Annotated in this window: 23 protein-coding genes, 2 pseudogenes and 1 other annotated feature; of the genes and pseudogenes, 19 read left to right on the top strand and 6 right to left on the bottom strand. The window is 38.4% G+C overall.

Annotated features, from left to right (window positions below; translation table 11 throughout):
- Window positions 1-133 (top strand): annotated as a pseudogene (locus BBA02S_RS21365) (dihydrofolate reductase family protein); the annotation flags it as partial.
- 394 nt (window positions 134-527) lie between these two features.
- On the opposite strand, the gene BBA02S_RS17485 reads toward BBA02S_RS21365, so the two are convergent.
- A complete protein-coding gene (locus tag BBA02S_RS17485; RefSeq protein WP_041114431.1) occupies window positions 528-911 on the bottom strand; it encodes a RidA family protein in 384 nt (127 codons plus the stop codon).
- 105 nt (window positions 912-1016) lie between these two features.
- Here BBA02S_RS17485 and BBA02S_RS17480 point away from each other — a divergent pair, with 105 nt between their 5' ends.
- From BBA02S_RS17480 to BBA02S_RS17455, 6 genes are all read left to right on the top strand, one after another.
- Window positions 1017-1355 (top strand): winged helix-turn-helix transcriptional regulator, encoded by a 339-nt coding sequence (locus BBA02S_RS17480; RefSeq protein WP_041098076.1) that lies wholly within the window; start codon window positions 1017-1019, stop codon window positions 1353-1355.
- Between the two features lie 867 nt (window positions 1356-2222).
- Window positions 2223-2768: a helix-turn-helix domain-containing protein gene (locus BBA02S_RS17475; protein WP_041096484.1), complete on the top strand. Its 546-nt coding sequence runs from the start codon at window positions 2223-2225 to the stop codon at window positions 2766-2768.
- 37 nt (window positions 2769-2805) lie between these two features.
- Entirely contained in the window at window positions 2806-4848 is a 2043-nt protein-coding gene (locus tag BBA02S_RS17470; protein WP_041114432.1) for a hydantoinase/oxoprolinase family protein, read from the top strand.
- A gap of 1 nt (window position 4849) precedes the next feature.
- On the top strand, window positions 4850-6586 hold the full coding sequence (locus BBA02S_RS17465; protein ID WP_041096480.1) for a hydantoinase B/oxoprolinase family protein: 1737 nt from the start codon (window positions 4850-4852) through the stop codon (window positions 6584-6586).
- Window positions 6587-6600: 14 nt separating this feature from the next.
- Window positions 6601-6915 carry a cupin domain-containing protein gene (locus tag BBA02S_RS17460; protein WP_052475093.1) on the top strand — a complete coding sequence of 105 codons (315 nt, stop codon included), beginning with the start codon at window positions 6601-6603 and terminating at the stop codon, window positions 6913-6915.
- 75 nt (window positions 6916-6990) lie between these two features.
- Window positions 6991-8319, top strand: a complete 1329-nt coding sequence (locus tag BBA02S_RS17455) for a purine-cytosine permease family protein (RefSeq protein WP_052477422.1) — start codon at window positions 6991-6993, stop codon at window positions 8317-8319.
- Between the two features lie 242 nt (window positions 8320-8561).
- Here the strand turns inward: BBA02S_RS17455 and BBA02S_RS17450 are convergent, their stop codons facing one another.
- The gene (locus tag BBA02S_RS17450; protein ID WP_041114433.1) at window positions 8562-9743 is read right to left on the bottom strand and encodes a macrolide family glycosyltransferase; all 1182 of its coding nucleotides are present in this window, start codon (window positions 9741-9743) and stop codon (window positions 8562-8564) included.
- Entirely contained in the window at window positions 9740-10180 is a 441-nt protein-coding gene (locus BBA02S_RS17445) for a helix-turn-helix transcriptional regulator (protein WP_041114434.1), read from the bottom strand. Before BBA02S_RS17445 ends, BBA02S_RS17450 begins: the two co-directional genes overlap by 4 nt.
- Window positions 10181-10664: 484 nt before the next feature.
- On the opposite strand from BBA02S_RS17445, the gene BBA02S_RS21475 reads away from it, so the two are divergent.
- From BBA02S_RS21475 to istB, 3 genes are read left to right on the top strand one after another with little or no spacing between them, the layout of a single operon-like run.
- Window positions 10665-11180 (top strand): hypothetical protein, encoded by a 516-nt coding sequence (locus BBA02S_RS21475; protein WP_306305192.1) that lies wholly within the window; start codon window positions 10665-10667, stop codon window positions 11178-11180.
- A gap of 8 nt (window positions 11181-11188) precedes the next feature.
- On the top strand, window positions 11189-11896 hold the full coding sequence (locus tag BBA02S_RS21470; protein WP_306305191.1) for a hypothetical protein: 708 nt from the start codon (window positions 11189-11191) through the stop codon (window positions 11894-11896).
- Window positions 11889-12590, top strand: coding sequence for an IS21-like element helper ATPase IstB (gene istB, locus BBA02S_RS17435; protein WP_041114435.1), 702 nt, complete (start codon window positions 11889-11891; stop codon window positions 12588-12590). The genes BBA02S_RS21470 and istB overlap by 8 nt, the downstream gene beginning before the upstream one ends.
- Before the next feature lie 99 nt (window positions 12591-12689).
- Here the strand turns inward: istB and BBA02S_RS17430 are convergent, their stop codons facing one another.
- Together BBA02S_RS17430 and BBA02S_RS17425 are read right to left on the bottom strand one after the other, a co-directional pair.
- Window positions 12690-12887 carry a helix-turn-helix transcriptional regulator gene (locus BBA02S_RS17430; RefSeq protein WP_041096473.1) on the bottom strand — a complete coding sequence of 66 codons (198 nt, stop codon included), beginning with the start codon at window positions 12885-12887 and terminating at the stop codon, window positions 12690-12692.
- Window positions 12888-13193, bottom strand: coding sequence for a hypothetical protein (locus tag BBA02S_RS17425; RefSeq protein ID WP_231557227.1), 306 nt, complete (start codon window positions 13191-13193; stop codon window positions 12888-12890).
- Window positions 13194-13672: 479 nt separating this feature from the next.
- Window positions 13673-13924, top strand: a binding site (T-box leader).
- A gap of 109 nt (window positions 13925-14033) precedes the next feature.
- On the opposite strand from BBA02S_RS17425, the pseudogene BBA02S_RS17420 reads away from it, so the two are divergent.
- The 5 genes and pseudogenes from BBA02S_RS17420 to BBA02S_RS21640 form a co-directional block, all read left to right on the top strand.
- A pseudogene (locus tag BBA02S_RS17420) lies at window positions 14034-14390 on the top strand (branched-chain amino acid transport system II carrier protein); the annotation flags it as partial.
- Window positions 14391-14442: 52 nt separating this feature from the next.
- Window positions 14443-14742, top strand: a complete 300-nt coding sequence (locus tag BBA02S_RS21645; protein ID WP_218011592.1) for a permease prefix domain 1-containing protein — start codon at window positions 14443-14445, stop codon at window positions 14740-14742.
- A 199-nt stretch (window positions 14743-14941) separates the two neighbouring features.
- Window positions 14942-15970 (top strand): TolB-like translocation protein, encoded by a 1029-nt coding sequence (locus BBA02S_RS17415; protein ID WP_041114437.1) that lies wholly within the window; start codon window positions 14942-14944, stop codon window positions 15968-15970.
- A gap of 233 nt (window positions 15971-16203) precedes the next feature.
- Window positions 16204-16548: a hypothetical protein gene (locus tag BBA02S_RS17410; RefSeq protein ID WP_041114438.1), complete on the top strand. Its 345-nt coding sequence runs from the start codon at window positions 16204-16206 to the stop codon at window positions 16546-16548.
- A complete protein-coding gene (locus BBA02S_RS21640; RefSeq protein WP_082040281.1) occupies window positions 16487-16696 on the top strand; it encodes an IS3 family transposase in 210 nt (69 codons plus the stop codon). Before BBA02S_RS17410 ends, BBA02S_RS21640 begins: the two co-directional genes overlap by 62 nt.
- 59 nt (window positions 16697-16755) lie before the next feature.
- Here the strand turns inward: BBA02S_RS21640 and BBA02S_RS17405 are convergent, their stop codons facing one another.
- The gene (locus BBA02S_RS17405) at window positions 16756-18165 is read right to left on the bottom strand and encodes an N-acetylmuramoyl-L-alanine amidase (RefSeq protein WP_041096465.1); all 1410 of its coding nucleotides are present in this window, start codon (window positions 18163-18165) and stop codon (window positions 16756-16758) included.
- Between the two features lie 418 nt (window positions 18166-18583).
- Here BBA02S_RS17405 and BBA02S_RS17400 point away from each other — a divergent pair, with 418 nt between their 5' ends.
- From BBA02S_RS17400 to BBA02S_RS17385, 4 genes are all read left to right on the top strand, one after another.
- Window positions 18584-18805: a hypothetical protein gene (locus BBA02S_RS17400; protein WP_041114439.1), complete on the top strand. Its 222-nt coding sequence runs from the start codon at window positions 18584-18586 to the stop codon at window positions 18803-18805.
- A gap of 387 nt (window positions 18806-19192) precedes the next feature.
- Entirely contained in the window at window positions 19193-19759 is a 567-nt protein-coding gene (locus BBA02S_RS17395; RefSeq protein WP_156141528.1) for a suppressor of fused domain protein, read from the top strand.
- Window positions 19760-20159: 400 nt separating this feature from the next.
- Window positions 20160-20645 (top strand): GNAT family N-acetyltransferase, encoded by a 486-nt coding sequence (locus BBA02S_RS17390; RefSeq protein WP_041096459.1) that lies wholly within the window; start codon window positions 20160-20162, stop codon window positions 20643-20645.
- A gap of 167 nt (window positions 20646-20812) precedes the next feature.
- Complete coding sequence (locus BBA02S_RS17385; RefSeq protein ID WP_041114441.1) at window positions 20813-21019, top strand: hypothetical protein; 207 nt, start codon at window positions 20813-20815, stop codon at window positions 21017-21019.
- Window positions 21020-22014 lie beyond the last annotated feature (995 nt).

Raw genomic sequence — 22014 nt, 5'->3', positions numbered from 1 at the left:
CCCTGTTATTTTAGGAGAAGGAAAACCGATGTTTATTGATATCAATCAGAGAGTGCATTTAAAAATGGTTAACGCAAGAACGTTCTCCTCTAGCGTTGTGCAACTAATTTATCATTTGAACAGGAATGAATAATATTGCAAATCCAGAATAGATAACGAAGTTTTTTTGCATTGTAAAACGATTCGAATCATTCACTTTTTACAACCAGCCAAAATAATGGAAAATGCAGCGGCTGTATTGAGAAAATTCCTGGCTCATTTTTTAACTAAAATTGTTAAAGTGATTTCATCACTGACATTGGGAAGAATCGTTTGTCTTATTAAGTGGTGGTCTAGGCTTAAGTTGTCTTGATTACTTTATTCCCAACTAGGATTGAACCTGTTTATGCATATTAGAACTATTAAAAATTAAAAGAGGGGATTAAGGATACCTTCATTATTATATCTTCAATCCCCTTTTTTAAAGTTAGACAACAACTAAAGAAGCGGGTTAGCCATAATTACTTTTGTTTTGAAATAAAATTTACTTAATCAAAGTGTGCGACAGCCGAGACTTCAATAAGTTGTTCGGGGAACGCCAAGTAAGTCACGCCAATTAGGCTACCGGCCGGCCGATGTTTTTTTAGATATTCCTTGAACAGACTGATGACTGACTCGGAATATTCTTGAGGGTTTGTAAGATAGATTTCCACATAAGCGAGGTTGGACTTTGTGACACCAAATCCCTCTAAAACACGATCAAGGTTTTCAAGCGTTTGTCGTGTCTGAGATTCTATATCACCCTCGCCAATGAATAGCCCCTCCTTATCGTGGGAAAACTGCCCTGAAATGTAGATAGTATCGTTGACTCTGTAACCTTGAGTGATACCGTGATCCCAAAGATTGTGATTGTAGGTTTTAATAGTAGACATTATTTTCTCTCCTTTATCTATAAGTAAGGTAAGTATAAAATGAACACAAAGAAAAAAATAGTACGCACTTTATTGGTAGTTACTATCAGAAAGGATAGTGTCAATATGAGTATGGGTGATTTTAAAGAAAAGGGTAAAATTCAAGAGACACCTTTTGGTTATACAATGTCACTGATTGGTGGTAAATGGAAAATGCTTATTCTTTACCTCTTGGCAGAGAATCAACCTGTTCGTTTTAATGAAATGAAAAGAAGAATAGGAGCTATAACTTTTAAAACATTAAGTTCACAACTTAAAGAAATGGAAGCAGATGGGCTGGTTAGACGAAAAGAGTATCCACAAATCCCCCCTAAAGTGGAGTACAGTCTCACTCATAAAGCAGAAACGTTATTACCTGTTTTAGAACAATTATGTGATTGGGGTGAAAAAAATCGAAATAATTAATTTTGTTCTGTATAGCTGAAATCCCTTCTTAATATTAATGAGCTGTTCTTATGGTGCAAAGATGGTAATTTAGTTCAAACTAGCTGTATAGAAACAATTGATTAATTTCGACATTACACTCAGATGTTTCATACTTCTAATAGATTAACTAACAATATAATCCTCTTTATTAAAGAAGAAATAAAAACCTCTATAGAAAACCCATCTCTTGTTAGGGGAGTGGTACAAGCAGCACCGAATTTTCAGAAGCACTTTCTTTTATCATTATTTGCAGCCCATTATATAAAAAGGCATTCACCCACTAATAAAAACTTTTTGCATTAGTGGGTGATAGTACAACTACAAAGAATAACTTTTCAGTTCTTTTGATTTTTTGAATTTCAATAATCGTGCCGATTGTTGAACAAGATGAATGGGAGGGGGGAAAAGAGTTAAAAGAAGCTGTTGATTATTTTGTTCAATGAGGCACCATTAGTTTTTAACTAAATAAAAAGATCACTGGACTGCAAGTGTTTTCAAAGCTTTGCAGTCTTTTTATGTTCTTCATCCTAATGTTATCCGCGTAAACAAACACTTATTATATCCTTTGATGATTAAAAGAAGTGTCTGTAGGTATCTAAGTAAGAAAAACATGATAGCACAAGATGATTAATTTATTGAAATTACACTTTTACTGTAATTGTTTTATGCTCTTAATCTAGAAAATCTATATATATTTAACAGAAAATTTAAAAAAGATGTATCTTTCGGAAAATTATTATGTTATAGTCATAATTATTACAGTAATACTATAAAAATTTACAGAGATTCTATTATATTTGTAAATTTCATTACAGTAATACTAGAATTTTCGAGGTGCTTAATTATATGGAAGACATTCATAAGAAAATCAAGGCATTACGCCTTGAGAAAAAATTGACTTTAAAAGAACTAAGTGAAGAAACTGGATTATCACTCAGTTTCCTTTCACAAATCGAAAGGGGGGCTTCATCGCTATCAATCACGTCCCTAAAGAAATTGGCTGAGGCATTAGGCGTATCGATGATTTTCTTTTTTGAAGATGATAAAGAAAGTCAGACTTACGTATCAAAAGCAGGTGACAGAAAAGTATTTAAGGTAAATGGCGGAGATCAGAAATATATTCGCTTAGCCGGCACTTTTTCAGACCGGAAACTCGAGCCTTTAATGGTTATGCTTCCTCCCAATCTGAAAGAAGAACATAGTTACAGCCACTCAGGAGAGGAATTTTATTATATCTTGCAAGGAGAAGTGATCTTTCATATCAACAAAGATCACTACCATCTGAAAGCTGGAGATACGGTTCACTTTCCTTCCGAACTTTTGCATGCATGGGAGAATCCAACTTCGGAGGAGACAATTATTTTAAGTGTGTCAACGCCTATTATCTTTTAGTTTTTAACTTATAAAAAGGAACAAAGGAGTGGGGAAAATGAGAGTAGCAACAGATATCGGAGGTACGTTCACAGATCTTGTATATGTAGATGAAAATGGTTTTATAGGGGTTGCTAAAAGTAATACAACCCCGCCTAATTTTGAAAAAGGTGTACTGGATGTTATTGAGAAAGCCGGTGTCAAAAGCGAACAACTGTCCATGTTCATTCATGGGACAACGGTTATTATTAATGCGTTGACCGAGCGCAAAGGGGCAAAAATGGGCTTAATTACAACAGAAGGATTCCGGGACGTTTTAGAAATCGCTAGAGGAAACAGGCCAGATCTGTTCAACGTTCGGTATAAAAAACCGGAGCCATTTGTAGAGCGCCATTTGAGACTAGAAGTGGGGGAACGTCTGAATTATAAAGGCGAAATCATTTTACCCTTAAATAGAGAAGAGATAGAAGAATGTGTGAAATATTTTAAGAAAGAGGGGGTTGAGGCGATTGCCGTCTCCTATATACATTCTTATGTCAATCCAACACATGAAATAGAAACAGTTAAGATCATAAAAGAGGTATGGCCAGAAGTATTTGTGACAGCGTCAAGCGATATTACAAAAGAATGGCGCGAGTATGAAAGAACCAATACAGCTGTTTTAAACGCCTATGTTCAACCAGCTGCTACCACATACATTGATAAACTAGATAAGGAACTACGAGAACAAACTGAGATCGATCAGCGTTACATCATGCAGTCAAATGGTGGGACAACAAGATTCAATAGTGCCAAAACGGCGCCTATCAACATGGTTGAGTCCGGGCCGGTTGCAGGTATTTTCGGAGCAGCTGTACTTGGGGAGCTGATTGGTGAAAAAAACATCATCGCCTTTGATATTGGTGGGACCACAGCAAAATGCTCACTCATCGAAAACGGGGAAGTGAAAGTTTCTACAGATTACTATATTGAGAGAGATAGCCGGAATGCAGGATACCCGATTAAGGCACCAGTTGTTGATATTGTTGAAATTGGAAATGGAGGCGGTTCCATCGCTTGGATAGATGATGCAGGCTCATTGAAAGTCGGACCGCAATCCGCCGGAGCTGTGCCTGGACCAGTCGCATACGGGTTAGGTGGCACGGAGCCAACTACCACAGATGCCAACTTATTAACAGGCCGTTTATCTCCTAAAAACTTTGATTACGATGTAGACATGAATAATGTAAAAGAAGCAATTCAGAAAAAAATAGGCGATCAATTTGGAATTTCTGCTGAAGAAGCAGCGCTTGGCATCATTCGCATTGCCAACTCTAATATGCTAAATGCCTTAAAACTGATTTCAATTCGAAAAGGGCATAACCCGCAAAACTTCACATTGCTTGCATTTGGTGGAGGGGGATCTATGCATGCCCCTGCACTCGCACTTGAGCTCGGCGTTAAGAAAATTATTGTGCCGATTGCTTCACCCGTATTCTCTGCTTGGGGTATGCTCATGACTGACCTGCGGCATGATTATATCCAAACATATATCAAAAGGATGAATGAGCTTTCTCTTGCCGAAATGGATGCACAATGGGAAGAAATCGAAAAACATGCACTTACTTATTATAAAGATGAAGGGATGACGGATGGAGCGGTTGAATTCCATCGTTTTGCGGATATGCGCTATCTGGGGCAAGAACACACAGTAAAAGTCCCTGTTCCCAATGGCAAATGGACCGAGGAAGATAAGCAGGCTATCATTGAGAAATTCCATGATCTTCATGAAAAGAATTACACATTTAAACTGGTTGATTCACCGACTGAGATTGTTAATCTCCATGTAACTGCTTTTGGTAAGGTGCCTAAACCAATAATTGGGAAGATTACACGCGAGGGTTCCGTAGAAGAAGCGAAAAAAGAAATACGTGATGTTTACTTCGAGCAAAAAGGATGGATCAGCACATCCGTTTACGACCGTGATAAACTTCCGCCAAATGAAGTAGTCCATGGGCCTGCTGTAGTAGAAGAAAAAGCAGCCGCCACTGTTATTTATGAAGGTCAACAATTGTATTTGGATGAATTTGGTAATATTATTATCGAAATGGAGGGAAAGTAATATGCCAACTTCTGTAAAAGTGGATCCATTCACATTAGAAATTGTTAAAGATTCTCTTTTGGCAGCTGGGGACGAGATGTTTGTGGCGCTCGCACGCACATCGATGAGTCCGATCATTTATGAAGTTCTCGATTATGCCAGCGGTTTGACCGATGCGCAAGGAAACCTCCTTACTCAAGGTAATGGTGTAACTGGATTTATTGGAATGCTTACCTTTATGGTAAAAGAAACGCTTAAAAAATATCCTGGAGACAAACTAAAGCCCGGTGATGTGATTATCATTAACGATCCTTATAATGGGGGAGGGTCTCATCTTTCTGATGTTGGTCTCGTCATGCCGATTTTCTATAAAGGAGAACTGATCGCTTTCTCCGCAAATAAGGCTCACTGGACAGAGGTTGGAGGAAAGGATCCAGGTTCATTTACAAACGATGCTGTTGACATTTTCCAAGAAGGCCTTCAATTTAATTGCATTAAATTGTATGAAGAAAACCGCCTTAATGAAGGCATTGTTGAAATTATTCGTTCTAATGTCCGTTTTCCGGATCTTTCGTTAGGAGATATGTGGGCACAGGTTGCTGCATTGCGCACAGGTGACCGCCGATTGAAAGAACTTTGTGAAAAACATGGCAAGGAAACCATTTTAGCTGCTATTAATTACTTATTAGATCACGGTGAAATCATTTCCCGACAAGAAATCAAAAAGTTGCCGAAAGGTGTTTTTGAAGCAGAAGATTACATTGATACAGACGGAATGGGGAACGGTCCTTTTAAAATCAAAGTAAAAGTAACTATCACGGACGAAGAATTCATTTGTGATTTTCGGGGAAGCCATCCGCAAGTTCCAGGCCCGATGAACTGTTCCTACACGGGATTGATGTCAGCTGTACGGGCGATCTTCCTAGCCGTAACAAATCCTAAGCAAGACGTTAATGATGGCGTATTTAGACCGCTTCAAGTGCTTGTAGACAAGAAATCAATTATGTCAGCCGAGAGGCCGGTTCCGGTTTCCAACTATTTTGAAACCCTTTTAGGAAGCTTGGATTTAGTGTGGAAAGCCTTGGCCCCTCATCTGCGAGACCGGCTAACGGCAGGACACCATTTGTCTGTATGTGCCGTGACACTGTCTGGTAATCATCAGGATACAGAGGAGCCATTTCTTATAGTTGAGCCTTCTGTTGGAGGCTGGGGCGGAGGCGTTGGACAAGATGGCGCCTCCGGACAGTTCTGCATAGCGGATGGTGAAACCTATAATGTCCCAGTAGAAGTAGCAGAGACACGCTATGGCGTCCTAATTGATGAATACAGCCTCCGTCAAGACGGCAATGGAGCAGGTGCAGGTGAATATATTGGCGGTAAAGGAGTTATTCGCGCTTACCGTGCATTGTCCGACGGCCAGGCTGCCACAGTCACTTTCGGACGGAATAAATTTTATCCGTGGGGAATGAACAACGGGCATGAAGGGTCACCAAATGAGTTTTATATTCATAAGGCAAACGGTGAAATAGATGGACCATATGGTGTTTACCCACGATACAAACTTCAAAAGAACGACGTCGTACGCCTGATGACAGGCACAGGAGGCGGCTATGGAAGTCCACTGAAGCGTCCGGCATCCCAAGTAGCGAAGGATGTAAAAAATGGATACTTCACGGTTGAAGAAGCAAAGGAACACTTTCTTGTTGAAGTGAATCCAGTCACGTTCGATTATTCAGAGCTGCCAGGCAGATTATCATAATTGGAGGCATTTACGTGGATATCAAAGAACCAAAAGTTACAAAAGAAATTGTTCAAACACTTTTTCAAAATCAATTTCAAGGAGCGGAAGTGCAATTTGGTTTTGTTTCAATTCCAGCAGGAGAGCGTCTCCCGAAAGAGGGAACGGGCTCTCATGAGGAACATGAATATTCTTACATCATTAGAGGCGCTTTGGCTGGTGAAAGCGGCGGAAAGCCTTACAAAATTAATGCCGGAGAAGCATCTTATATTCCAGCAGGAGAACATCATTGGTGTGTGAATGAGGGCGATAGTGATTGCGAATTGATATATGCATTGATAAAAAGTTGATAAAGTAACAAATAGAATAGGGGGGCGCAGATACTTCCTATTCTATTTTTAATACAGAAAAAAGGGAGTGAAAAGATGGCACAGACGAATACAGCAGAAGTTACAGAGAAAACAAGTTCAGAAGGTTTCATGGGTCAGGATCAGGCTCTGGATTCTATTCCTGAGTCCGCCCGGCAGCATTGGCTTACGCCGGCAATGATTTTTGGAGGGTTAGAATTCACGATACCAGTTCTAATGGTTGGATCTACACTGACGGGCAGTTTCGGGCTGTCTAAAATACTGTTAATACTGCTCATTTCACTATTCGGCATCCAATGGGTTGGAAATACATTGCAAGGGTATATAGGAGCTAAAACTGGGCGTTCTTCCTCTGTTATCTCCCGGTCAAGCTTCGGTGATGTTCAAGCAAAAGTCATTGTTGGGTTTACGATTTTTATCGTTTCACTTGGCTGGTGGGCATTACAAACTGCTGTTGCTGGAAATGCCATCTCCGCTATGTTTGGCATTGATTACAAGAATAATTGGATTGGCTGGGCAATTGTAACGGTCACATGCGGATTGCTTTTCGCACTGCCTTCTATTATTGGTTACAGCTCGATGAAATGGACAGATTATATCGCAGTTCCTGCCGGTCTGGTTTTGATAGGCGGAGGAATATACTATGCATTAAGAAATACAGGATGGGAAACTATCACTTCATGGCATCCAGAACCTACGATGACTATATGGGCTGCCATTAGTTTAGTAATCGGAGTAAATGTTTCCCAATGGGTCATCGCTTCAGACTACACACGCTATGCAAAACCGAGATGGAGAGACAATATTATTATTCCGAGTGGCATTGTATTCGTTGGCTTCCCTCTGTTCATTGTGGGTTCAATAATGGCTGTAGGAGTCGGAGATGCCGATATCGTTAACGTGATGATGGGAATGGGTTTTCCGATTTGGGGATTTCTGATTTTATGGTTTGCGACCTGGACATCGCAACTTGTTAATAATTACAGTATGGGATTAGCATTAGCAAATATTTTCAATGTGAATTCGGGGAAAGGAAGAGCGCTCCTCACACTGCTCGGCACTATTCTGGCAATAATTGTCGCACTATTAGGAATACTCGATCATTTTATGGATTTCTTATACTTAACCGCTTTGCTTTATCCAGCTATAGGAGGGGTTATGATGGCCGATTTCTTCCTTATCCGTAAACAAGGTTGGGAAGATCACAAGGGATGGAATTGGATGGCGACTATTGCATTGGTGGCAGGAATTGTTGTTGGCTACCTAACACAATATGTGTCTCCATGGGGGCTTCCTGCAGTTCAGTCACTGATTGCTTCTGTCGTTGTATACTTCATTGCCATGAAGATAAAAAAGAATTTGGCACCTGATCAATTTACCGTATAATCTTATGTTAAGAAAAGGGGGACTAGGATGTTGTGTAAAAGGACAATAAAGTAACAACCATAACCCCGTCCTAAATTTAGGACGGGGTTATGGTTGTTTAATCTTGATATAAGATACTTCGCTATACTAAAAAATATAATAATAAAGTCGTTTAAAAATCTAAGGTTTATCCAACTATAGCGCCCAATTGTTAAAGTTTGGTTCCAATGTATAGAATATTTTCATGAAAAATCAAAAAATTATTAAGTTTTCCCTCTGATTTTATTCAAAATCACATTAGCTGCTTCTACTCCACCACCGGCATTACGAAAGGTCCTTGATAATTTTTGGGCGTTTTCTTGGTATGTCCAATTTTCCAGCACCTCAGCTACCGTTGTTGCTAAATATTTTGGCTTCTTCCTCTTCAGTCTCAATCCTGCCCCCAGTTCAGCAACCCGGTCAGCTACTATTCTTTGTTCGCTATGTTGCGGAAATAAAACCATTGGAACTCCAAAATAAAGGCTTTCATTCACACTGTTCATACCGCAATGGGTAATAAATACATCTGCCGTCTGTAATACAGATATCTGGTCTACGGAGTTCTTCACTGTGAAATTTTCTGGTATGTTACCAAAAGAAGAAATCTCAGTTTTTTCACCAACTGACATCACAATATCATAGTCTGTCTTTGCAAATGCTTCGATACAGCTTTGGTAAAAATCCTGATTTTGATTAAGTACAGTTCCAAGGGAAATATAGACTGCTTTTCTATCTTTTTCATCATTTTGCACAGACGAGGACTGCCTGATGGATGGTCCAACGAAAGCATATCGCTCAGAAAAAGTATGAGCCATCGGCTGGAATTCTTTCGATGTGTAAACAATAGTGTCGGTTTCATTATCATTTTGGACAATTGATACAAAATTCTCTACCTCATAACCATGACTCTTTAGCAAGTGAACTTTTTTGTTAATTCTTGACATGCCTGTGATCATTCTCCACAGTTCTAGAAAACTCCGCTTTATCAGTTTTGCTGTATACTGATTAAAAGCAAAGGAAGTGGTCGAACAAATATATGGGATTCCTAGTTTTTTGGCAAATAGTCTTCCCCAAAGGCACAAAGAGTCGAATACAATGCAATCCGGATGAATGGTCTTTAATTCCTTACATACTTTTTCATCCAAAGCAATGGTAGTATCGGCAATCATTTCAATCAGCGCCGCAAAATCTTTGCCCGCCTTATGATTCAATTCTTTTTGTGTTAGTCGGGGCAAGAATTCATCACAAGCAATATATGTAGCACCAGCATCTTCTATTTGTTTTTGGAATTCTGAAAAGGCATAATACCAAACTTGATGACCTCTATTTACTAACTCGGTTACTACCGGAATGGTCGGATTAATATGACCATGTGCGGGTATAGAAAAAAATACAATTTTGCTCATTCTGAATCCTCTTCAGTCGGTTCGGCTTTTCGAATCACCTCTGCAAACTCCAGGAAGCTTTCACTTTTTAAAATAGCAATCCCTTTTGTTGCATCTTCTCCCAATATCACCAGCTTATCACCAGCATGAATCTGATACATATCCCGTGCCTGTTTGGGAATCACAATTTGTCCCCGTTCCCCCACCTTCACCACACCAAAGAATTGCTTCCCTTTAGGCCTGAGCTGGTTGGCCTCTTCTTCACTCATATTACGGGATAGCTGCTCCAAGGTTACTTGGAAAATATCAGCCAGTATCGTGCATTTATAAATATCGGGCAAGGCCTCGCCATTTTCCCACTTTGCTATGGTCTGTCTAGATATGTTGACCTTCTCAGCTAATTGTTCCTGACTCATTTTATGCTTTTTACGCAAAACACGAATATTCATATCAATCATGTTCTTCAGCTCCTTATATGTTTAACTATATAGAAGAGTGAAGATGGAATCTATCAACAGTTCGGAACATTTTTTGTTAAAAATTGTGGCAAAGCACTTATGTATTTAGTGTATTTTACCAGGTAGCAAGCTTAGAAAATGAACAGGTCTGTATCTGGAAGAATAAAAGTGCAGACTCGCGCAACGTTTTTGTGCAGAGGTCAGCACTTTTTTAGTGCCATAAAAAAAGACTTGCCAGCCACCCCAAGTCCCTCTACTGTATAGGTGTCGAATCCAACAGTGGAGGTAAGAGAGGAATGCTAGCAATGTCCAATATTAAGTGTATCAAATTATTAAGAAATCAAAAATGGCTTTCGATCTCAAAGATAGCAGAAACACTACATATTAATTGGCGGACAGCCAAGAAATATGCCGATGAAGAACAGATTCCAGTTCCGTCTGGCCTCCCTAAATGAGGCATGATGTATGAAGAGAAATGGGGGGAATGGTATCAGACTGGCTGTTTGAAGACGGCCGCCTAAAGAAAAAATTAAGAAGAACCAAAAAGCAGCTCTTTCAAGAGCTAAAAAAATATGATTTTCCGGGTTCTTACCGGACGGTTTGCCAGTTCATTCAAGAGTGGGAAGCACAACAAGAAGAGACAAAAGACAAAGGATATGAACGATTAACCCATTCAGCTGGTGAAGCTCAGGTAGACTTCGGAATCATGGAAACTGTGCATCCCCTTGTGATGTCTTTTCCATTCAGCAACACAGCTTTTGCCGTACCTATGCCATCTGAGAACCAGGAATGTTTTCTAGCTGGTCTTCAACTACTTTTTGATCAATGCGGGGGTGTTCCTCTGAGTATTCGTATTGATAATCTAACGCCGGCTGTCAAAAGACCCCGCGACAAACAAATGAAGCTGTATGGACAGATGAATTTCTGGCCTTTCAAGGCCATTACGGATTTGAAGTGCAGGTATGTAATCCAAGAAGTGGTCATGAGAAAGGCAATGTAGAGAGAAAAGTGGGATACATCCGGTACAATTTTTTCAGTGTTCCTCCTACAATAGACAGTTTGGAAGACTTAGAAGAAAAGCTGAAGAAAAAGCTGATCGAAGATCGCCAAAGAGAACACTATCAAAAAGAACAATGGATTGATGATCTATGGGTAGAAGAAAAAGCATACCTTCTTGCCTTTGCAGATCAGCCTTATCCCGTGTTTAAGGAAACAGCTATCAAATTTAATAAATATAATGAATTCTTGTTAGATGGTTATTTAGTTCACGTCCCTAAAGCGAAGAACCATGTACATTTGCGCTGTTTAAAAGAATGGAACTGTTTCAAAGTCATCAGCCATGAAGGGGGAATTCTACTTGAGGACTACCGGCCCTATATGAAGAAACGCCGCTTCCTCCCATGGAATGACATTTTGAAAGGGTGGCTGGAAAAACCACGCTCTATTCATTATTCACGGTACTTTTCCTATTTGCCAGGCCGTATCAGTGAGTACCTTTCCGTACCGTCTATTGAGCTGCGAAGTGAGCTGCGAAGGAGCCGGGTAAATAACCTGCTTAGTCTATTGGTGCAGCACGACATCAAAAAGATTAATGACGATTTTTATGATCTGACCCTTCAGGAAGACCAGGAAGATGCCAGCCATCCTTATGAAGTAAATTGGACGGAGTATGACGCACTTCAGCCTTCAGGAAAGGAGGAAAAAGCCCATGAATGAACAGGTCGATCAGCTGTGCAAGCACCTTCGTCTAGCCTACATAGCAGATGTATACGAAGAAATCCCCTTTGAAAATCCAATGGATTTCCTCTTACAGCTTCTGAAAGTTGAAAAGGACGGAAGAGAAAAAGCGAAAGCAGAGAGGTATATTAAAAAAGCACGGTTTCTGGAGTATAAAACATTGGAGCAATACGAATGGCACAAAGATATCTGTCTTCCTTCTAGACTAGATCGCCAAGAATTAGAAAGCCTTCGGTTTATTGAACGAAAAGAAAACCTTATTCGAGTGGGGGCACCCGGTACAGGGAAAACACACCTCGCTTTAGCACTCGGCCGAAGAGCTTGTGAAAAAGGATATGATGTCCGCTTTTATCGCGTGGCCCACCTTGTAGAACAACTGGAAAACGCTTTGATATCCGGCAAATGGTCATCATTTCGCAAAAAGCTGGATAAAGCAGATGTCATTATCCTAGATGAAATGGGGTACCTGCCTTTTGGGAAAGAAGGGGCGGAGCTCCTGTTTCAGCTAATTACAGAGTGTTACGAACAGAAGAGCCTGATTTTAACATCCAATCTTGAATTTAGCCAATGGAATCGAATCTTTACCGACTCGCGGCTGATTCATCACGCTCATATTATTTCATATACCGGAAGCAGCTACAGGCTGACTAATGCTTTATCAAAACGTATCTGAAGCATGAAACTATCTGGGTGGCAACCCTCTGTATTTTCCACTGCAATTCTCTGTACTTTTTTATTGCCAAATACATATGGATTTATTTCCAATCACTTTCTAATTAGAATCATTTATGAAAAGCTCGTCTACTGTGGTATTTAGTACAGCAGCTATATTAAAAGCTAATTGTAAGGTAGGATCATATTTATCATTTTCAATCGCATTGATCGTTTGTCTTGAGACATTACAGAGTTTAGCCAGTTCCTTTTGAGACAACTTTGAAGATTTTCTTAATTCCCTAATTCGATTCCTCATTTAACCACCATATTTCTTTTTTGAGACTAGCAATGAAATTAAATATACAACTGAAATTGCTACAAGAAAGGTAAATGGGTCCATGCCCTCGTAAGAACCGTCTGTCCAAAAAGTTAAATAAGCGACTTCAACAATTTCAATTAACAACAAACCAATGACTATTGTAAATGCGTATGACTGGGCTTTCATTTTAATGAAATTCTTTCTTTCATCTCCCAATTTAGGCAATGACGCGAGAGTAATAACTATTAGTAAAACACAAATTGCTAAGAAAGAAAAAAAGAATATAATTGTCCAATCCATCATTTAATTTCCTCCTTATTTCAAATGATGTAAAAAGAATTTGACACTTATGATTGTATCATTTTGATTAAGAATGTCAAACTTTTTTGACACTATAAACTTCTTTTGTTCTTGTCTCACACAGATTTACAATGGACAGATACTAAAAGGAGTTTTGCTGAAGCGGTCATTTTAAGCATAGGTAAACGGGCTGTAACAAGACGTTTCACTTCTCGGAAAAAGTAAATATGATAGTTTCCAAAAAACGTTCTACCGGAAAAGGGAGCTTTTAGATTAAATAAGTAGAAGGGGAGGAAAGTAATAGAAAGGCTGTAATCATAAAAGTCTCTAGTACTTATATTAATTGGTTGCAGGGAGGTGCCTATCCATTTTAAGATGTAGAAAAAAGAATTAATAGAAAATTAGAACTATAATTTTTTCAAACACAAAAAATAATATTCTGCTATAATCACATAATAATAAAAACAATTAGAATAATTCATTTAAATTCGTTGACGAGATCGAGTAAGCTGTGGGTACTGTTCTACAGAGAGCTGATACTTGCTGAAAATCAGTGTTCAGTCCATAGCTGAAAATCCTCTCCGAGAAGATATGCTGAACAATAGGAGTAAGCATGTCCGGATTTCCTCCGTTATTTTGGAACACGTATGAATTCGTACGTTGCAGAGTGCCGCGGTTTGTTTGCTATACGCGGAATCAGGGTGGTAACACGGGAAACTAATCTCGTCCCTTTTAAGGGACGGGGTTTTTTTATTTTCTCAACATTTTAAGGTGGTGGTCATTTGGACGACATTGATATTCACATTTTGAAAACGAAGCTTACTTTTTCAAGGAGGAATTTTAATGGAATATTTATCCAATAAAGATATGCTGTTTATTAGCTTAATGCTTTTTTCTCTTTTTTTCGGTGCCGGGAATTTGATTTTCCCGCCACTTTTAGGACAATCAGCTGGTACGTCTTTATGGCCTTCTATGGCTGGCTTTATCCTCTCTGCAGTTGGATTGCCGATCTTAGGAGTCGTTTCTGTTGCCAAAGCAAATGGTTTACATTCACTTGCTAGCCGTGTGCGTCCCTTTTTTTTCGCTATTTTCACATCAATGATTTATTTAGCAATAGGTCCCTTTTTAGGAATTCCTAGGGCAGGAAGCTTAGCGTTTGAGATGGGAGTCAGCCCGTTTCTTCTTAAAGAGATGAAGAAGAAAATGAAACATACTACAGTAAACCGCATGCAGCAATGAAGAAAAAGAAGATATAAGTGAAGAGCTTCTTATCCATTGGGAACTCTCAAAAGAGGAATTGATAGGAGAAGGGATGAATGAGAAGGAGGCTGAATGGGAGGTGATGGAACGTTTTGGATCAGAGAGAGAAATAGGCTGCCAATTGCAACAGTCCATTTTTCCATATCGTAAAGAGCTTATGCTCACATTATCCGTGGCTTCTTTTTTTCTATCAGTGTGTACCTGCTTTTGCTGTCTGTTGAGGAGGAAGTACATGCTAGCTGGTTCGTTCTATCTATGTTTGTTCATTCATTGCTCGCTCTTATCTCTTTAAATCAAGTTACATAATTTAATTTTTATCTATGGATTGAGATGGGGTTGTTTGGCAGGTCTTCTCCATTCTTGCTGCTCATAACGATGCTTTTTATATTGTGATGTTATTATACTTTTTGCAGATGCGATTTCTATTTTTATTAATGCTTTAATTCTCATTTATATCTTTTCCCCGTTTTAATAGACTAAGGAGGTTTACTATGAAGAGAAGAAAATGGCTTTGGATTTTTGTTGCTATCGTTCTCATTATCACACTTGCCCTTATCGTCATCGGCTTGTTGTTTGGTAAAGAGGAAAATGAAAAACAAAATGGGTTGTCGGGTGACTTTGATATTTCTAAACAAGGAACGATCGCTTATGTCAATTATTTAAAGGGTAAACCAGAAATTCACTTGTACAACCCTGAACAGTCACTAAAAATGAAGGCCTTAGAATTAGAGAGGGATCAATTCATTTTAGACCCTAGCTTTTCGAATGACGGGTCCACCTTGTTCTATATAGCTGCAAATAAAGATTCGGATGGTACCGTTCATCAATATAATCTTGAAACAAAGGAAGACAAAGAGCTGTTTTCTGTGCAATCGGCTATTACTGACATTGAATGTTCACCGAAAGGGAAATCCTTGTTTTATTTGCAAGCTGGAGTATTCAAGAACTATTCACCAATTGCAAGTAAACGTCCGCATGATTTTGATTTGCATGAGTACAGATTGGCGGATAAGAAACAAATTAAACATACAAGCCTTAAGAAATACTCAATGGATTCCCTTAAAGTTGCCCAAGACGGGAAGTCAGTATTTGTACAAATGCCGGATGATGAAAATGTCAAAACGGCTGAAGACAGCTTTGAATCCAGCCAGAAGATCTTTCAATTCCCTCTAGACCAACCGGCCAACTTCAAAGTTGTCAGTAATCCTGAACGAAAAAATGATATCTATGACTTTACAGTCGTTCCGAATAAAAAGGAATTCATCTTTCAATCGGTTAGTAATCCGGACTCAGGGGACACCTTTCAATATGAATTATACAAATACAATGCAGAGACAAAAGAGGAAAAGCAACTAACTAATTTAAAAGAATATACCGAAAGGCCTGTGATCGGTCCTGACAACAAAATTTACTTTATGGTCGATAAGAGTTTTGGTCAAAAAAGCAGCGACTACCATCTTTATCAAATGAATATAGATGGAACAGAAGTTACCGAAATTCCGCTTCCAGGTGATAAATAGAATCAGGATTTGATTAGCGGTTTTCTAAGAGTCAGGTTCGAATAGCTTTAGTACTATGTGTAGTTAAGGTACTTTCCTGGTTCAGTCTTATGATTTAAAAGCTACCTTACTTATTAAAGGGGTGCGTAGGAGAAGATTTTGTTGTGCCTATAAAACCAAATATAGGATTGGCACTTCAGCCCAACGATTAGGAATCACAAAGAGGTTGTTTGATTTAAAAGGGAGTGGTTTTATTGGCGATAATTGATTTGTGTGAAGCCTGTAAAAGAAACAAGATGAATGTTATAGAAGCATCAGATGAACCTAACAGCCTTATAAACTATGTAATCAATGTCATCTTAGCGGTTGTCCATTCCCCTAATAAATTTTTATTGCACGATGGTTTTTATGAAGAAGATGTCATTGTAACTAAAGAAGATAAAGCACCAACATTGCGGGATGTCCGAAATGATTTAGAGCCTTTATTAGATTTTTCAATAACCAGATGGTTTCTTGAGGAAGATGTAATAAAAAAGTATGTCTCGAAAAGCAATATTTGCAGACAATGCAGCAATGGAAAACTTCCTTGGCATTTTTAAACAAGAAATGTATTATGGGGAAGTATTCAGGTCTTATGAGAAATTGAAGCAGAAAGTGGAAGCTTGTATTCATTACTATAACAACGAACGGATGAAACAAAAACTGGTTAGCATAAATAAAACTGTAACTTTAAGGGGTTCAGAATGAGAACATTCCGAACCCCTTTTTTGAATTATGTTTGAGTAAAATACTTAATGATCCACTTCTTATTTTACTGTTTCATAAAGCGCATCAATCTCATACCCTTTTGCTTTATAGTAATCTAAAACACCCAAGTAAATGGCTTTGGCAGCAGCTGTACGCCAATAGTCCGACTTAAGCATATCATTTTCTTTTTTGTGATCAATGAACGCCAGCTCAGCAAGAACAGCCGGCATGCTATTACGTGTAAGGACATGCAGGTTATTTCTATTCTTTATACCTCTGTCTTTCAGCTTTAAAGCGGCCACCATACGCTGTTGAATTTTTGTTGCCAGTAGCTTACTATCAGCGGAGTAAGGGCTTTTGGAAGCACTGTAATAAAGCGTCTCGGTCCCGTTCCCGCTGCCATTAGAAGCATTCGCATGAATGCTTACAAAAATGTTGCCTCTTTTACTTTTGGCAAAGCTTGTCCGTTGCGATAAAGTCGGATACGTATCAGTAGTACGCGTCATATAGACCTTGAAGGGGGTGTCTTTAAGTAATTCATTTACTTTTAATCCTGTATCCAGTACCACGTCTTTTTCTTTTAGGCCAAAACCGATTGCCCCAGGGTCACTGCCTCCATGGCCTGGATCCAAAATGATGGTTTGGTTCGCAAGGCGGGGATCTACATCGTTTCTGTTACTGCTTCCTGTCTCAGCATCACGAAGGTAGCTTTTGTGAGCAAATCCAATTAGATTGTCGGATTTGATATAAATCCAGCCGCCTACCTCATGTCCCGCAAGTATTTTTGTACTTTCCTTTAAGGAACCATTCTTTGCATATTTAGCAGATGGCCCTGTACGTACATTTAAATCATCGACATCCACCCAAAGAGTTTTGTCAAAGCTTGCTGTGTCTTTTGTTCGAAAGTCTGGATTAATCGCACGAGCAAGGAAAACAGAAAAGTCTGCACGAATGATAGGCTGGTCTGCTCCAAACGTGCCATCCTCAAGCCCTTTTGCAATGCCGCGTGTCATTAATGACTTTGCCGCACCTGAGAGATTTCCGCCAAATTCATATCCAAAGGCTTTCGACAACATCACAGCCATTTCGCCGCGTGTCACTTTATTGTATGGAAGAAACCTCCCCCCGGAATAGCCAGATAAGATTCCTTTTTCAACGGCAGATTGGATATATCCAGAAGCAAAGTTGCCTGATGCTACATCTTTAAAATTAGTTACACGCTTAGTACCATTCAACTGAAGAGCACGCCCAATAAATGCGGCTGCCTCTGCTCGTGTCACTGTTTTTTCCGAAGCAAAAGTAGTTGCAGAGGCGCCATTAGCAATTCCTCCTTCTGCCAGATAATTTACTTCCTTTAATGCGCGGGAAGGTACATCTACAAAACCAGCTGCCTGAGCAGTTGGGGCAGGTCCAAAGAGAGGAATCATCAACAGAAAAGCTAAAAAAATAAACAGGGTACTTCTTTTCATAAGTTTGTCTCCTTTATAAAATTCTACCACACCATTCTACCATATATTTCTATATTAAAAAGACTCTTTTTGATTAATTATTTCATCATTCGACAAGAGAATGCTATTTTTATAAATTTTCTTCTGTTATTTTTCCGAAATAATTAGAAGCTCGGTAAAATCGAGTTTGCTGTAGTCTTTTTATTTTGTTCATAAACGGGGGCTGTGGATTTCTATTCTAGGCGTTTAACCTTTCATGGGCGGGATCGGCAATATAGGGAAATTTGGAGGGCTTCTAAATAAGCTATAAAACGTGGTGTTCTCACAAAAAAAGAGGTAAAATACTATAAAAATATTATCAAATATTACCATACAATTATTAAACAAACTGCCAAACTCACGCAAAAGAAAAAAGCAGTGAGACTTGGGGAGGTTACTGATGTATGTATGTTTACTTTTTATAGGATTAGTGATCACACTTTTTTCACTTTATCTTTTATATGGAGAGTTGAGAGAAGAAAAGGGCTGGAAAGAGAAACTTGATGTTTTAATTACATTTATCTTAGATTTATTTGGTAGTGTAGGCTTATTGCTTCTTGGAATCGCTTTGATTTTATATGCTTTAGTATTCGGAGGTTTTATTAATCTGAATGGAATTTAATACCTAGACAAGGGTCGCCTCAAAGGCAGCTCTTTTCTTAAGGTGTATGTTTATTTAGTGTACATTCTACAAGGATATGTAAGGCACTTAAGGAGGCTGGCAAAGGCTTAGTAGCCACTCGAAGAAGAGGACCTGCAGTATGGTATCCATACTAGACCATCAAAAAACTAAAACCTCCAGTGGCTGCAGAAAATCCGATTCGTTATCAAGGTTATCGCTATGACGATGAGACGGGCTTCTTACTGCTTAATCGGTTGGTGTTATTAGCCAGAAGCAGGAGAAAATCCCCCTCAACTGTTAAAAGAAAAGATGTAATTGAAGACTATCAGAGAGGGACGAGTTTGCAATGTCCACTTTGCAATAAAAGGAAAGGAAATAAGGACTAAAATGAGTAATTTCATAGAGTTTTTAGAGGACCATTTAGGTGAAATTCAGTATGGTTGGAATCATGATGAGAAAGGGGAAAAAATGCCTTTTCAAATTGTTAAATTTGCAGGGGGACCTTTTCCGGGAACAAGTACGTATACAACCTTAGGGTTAAGTCACGAACCTCTAATTTGTCCGCTAGAAGGAAAGGAAATGTATCAAGAGCTTGTATTTGTAGCTCCAACTGAGTTCGGTGATCAAAATATCCCTGGTATAATGATTCAAGTAGGCAGAGAGATGTTGAGAAAAAGGGAGGTTCTTTTAAGAGGCGAAGTTATCGGGCCAGCTGGAAAATTATTTACTGAGACGGACTTAGAAGCCTTGTATGTAACTGTTCCTGTTTATTTTGAAGAAAGCTTTCATATATATCATAGGGATAACAATAGGAGTATTATTATGTCTTGGTTAATACCTATTACTAAGAAAGAAGCTTTGTTTATCGATGATAATGACTGGGAGGACTTTGAAGACTTATTAGAAGCTAAAGATCCTGATCTCACTGATTTTGAAAGAAACAGTATGGTTTAAATTTAATGAAGAGATCATTTGTTACACTTTAAGGCAGCCTAATTGGCTACCTTATTTGTTGTTCGAATACATCCTTTTGCATATATTCAATCATTCTAGTACCTTTTATCTCGCTTGTTTGTTTTGGCTCTCCTCCTTTCCGATCCCGTGACAAGTGGGAAGAAGAGCATTTGAAGAAAACGAGGGAAGAACAGGGAAAAAAAGAGTAGCCAAAAAGTTTGATTTGTACTAATCGGTTGATAACAGCAAATAATTGGCTTAAGGAGTTTCTCTTCCCATTATTCGTATTTGAAATGATGGAAACATGTAACAGCTTACGACTGTCAAAATTCATTGTGTAGTCATTGTTCAACAGAATAAAAATCAATTTCAGATTGGTGTGTTGAGGAGGGAAGTTTAGTTGCTTGAGACAGAAAGGTGTTTAATTAATACTATAAAAAAATCTGATTATATTGATGTGGAAAATTTATATGGAAATGATGAAGTTAGAAAATTTCTTGGTGGAATACGTTCAGGAGACTCGATTAAAGAAGTATTTGCAGATATGCTTACTTCAGGCAAGGACTCCTATTATTGGGTGGTTAGAGAAAAGCATACAGATAATTTCATTGGGTTAGTGTCTCTTGACCTTCACCACGAAGAAGTTTACCTTGAACTTTCATATCAATTTTTACCGAAATGGTGGGGAAAAGGTTACGCGACAGAAGTGGTTCAAGGGTTAATTAACTATGCCTTAAATGAATTAAAACTATCAAAAGTAATTGCTGAAACTCAAACTGCAAATAAGTCATCTTGCAGACTCTTAGAACGAGTTGGTATGAAACTTGAGCGAACGCTTACCAGGTTTGGATCGGAACAAGCCATTTATTCCATCGAAAAAGTGTGAAGTTAGTTGAACAAGAATGAAAGCAATCTTTCGCCAACCACGTCATAAAACGAATCAGAGAATTGGAGAAAGAAAACAATCAGTTGAAAGAACAAGTTGAGAAATTATATGGTGAGTTTTATTCGAAAAATTAGGATTAAAGTTGTTTATATATGGGAGGGGTAAAGGTGTTAATTAGAAAAGCAAAGTGTGAAGACAGTGATTTATTAAGTAATTTAGCTTATAGATCAAAAGCTCACTGGGGATATTTTGAAGAATTCTTACAAAAATGTAAAGATGATTTGACTGTTACTAAAGAGTATATGATTGGTCTAACTACCGCTGCTGTTTTTCCTGACCGTAAGCTCCCACTTATGAAGGTTCATGTAATATAAGGATATAAATCTCAAAAATCCAGATCCAAACGTAATTACTTTAAATATATGTATTCAAAGTAGAGGTATTGATTTTATCAATTTTTTATTCTTTATGCTTGATAAGCGCCAAAAAAGCGATAAATTAAGACGGTCTAAAATTGGATGATGATTTTTATGCACATACGATTCAATTATGGTACTACTTTGGGGGTTACCTTGAAGGCTCGGCCACACTATATGATTTATCAAAAAAAGACCTAGAAACAGATATTGAGGAAGCTTTAAAAACGCGGCTGGAATGATCAATTTAAAGTGATTCCTTGTTCAACTAACGGGGCCACTTTAGTGCAACAGGATTCATTACGCTTATCATGCTTTGTTATAGAAATTATAATCGTAATTCGAAAAAACAATTCATTGATTCTCACTAGTATTAGCATCCATTTATCCCGCCTAACTAAAGAAAAAACCCGCTGAATTCAAGCATCTTCAGTAGGAGTTTTCATTTATTCAATACCTCTTCGTCAAAGTCTTATCCATCTGTTCCTCATTAGCTTTAACCTTATGACTATTCACATCATCCACACCTCGATATGTATACTTTGTGTTCTGCCAAAAAGTCAAAAGCAAAGAGGATAATTGGTGTGTTGTCCTGTTCTCGGTGATCATAGTAAGTATCAACCACCTCAGCTTTAAAAATATTCGTCAGCATATACTTGGCATTTTCTATATCTGCTGGATACTTACGTGAAAGTAAAAAGAGCCAAAGATAGAGCTAGCATCGTTTTTTTTATCTTTTCTCCGCCTTTCTCATACCTCTTTTTTACCATAAATTTCTAAATGAGTGTTGCTTAGCGAAAGATAAATTGGAGCAGAGAAGAAGATAAAGATGCCCATAAGTACTCTTGGACTCTCTTAGTGTTGTTTTTTAAAGAAATTGTATAGAGATAATAAAGTTGTTTAATTTACAATAAAGTCATTTAAAAAATAATAAAGTTGTTTAAAAACCCTTC

The organism is Bacillus badius NBRC 15713 (genome assembly GCF_001591605.1).
Lineage (GTDB): Bacteria > Bacillota > Bacilli > Bacillales > Domibacillaceae > Pseudobacillus > Pseudobacillus badius.
Note: the sequence above shows the minus strand (reverse complement) of the source record. Positions and strands in the feature narration are given on the sequence as shown.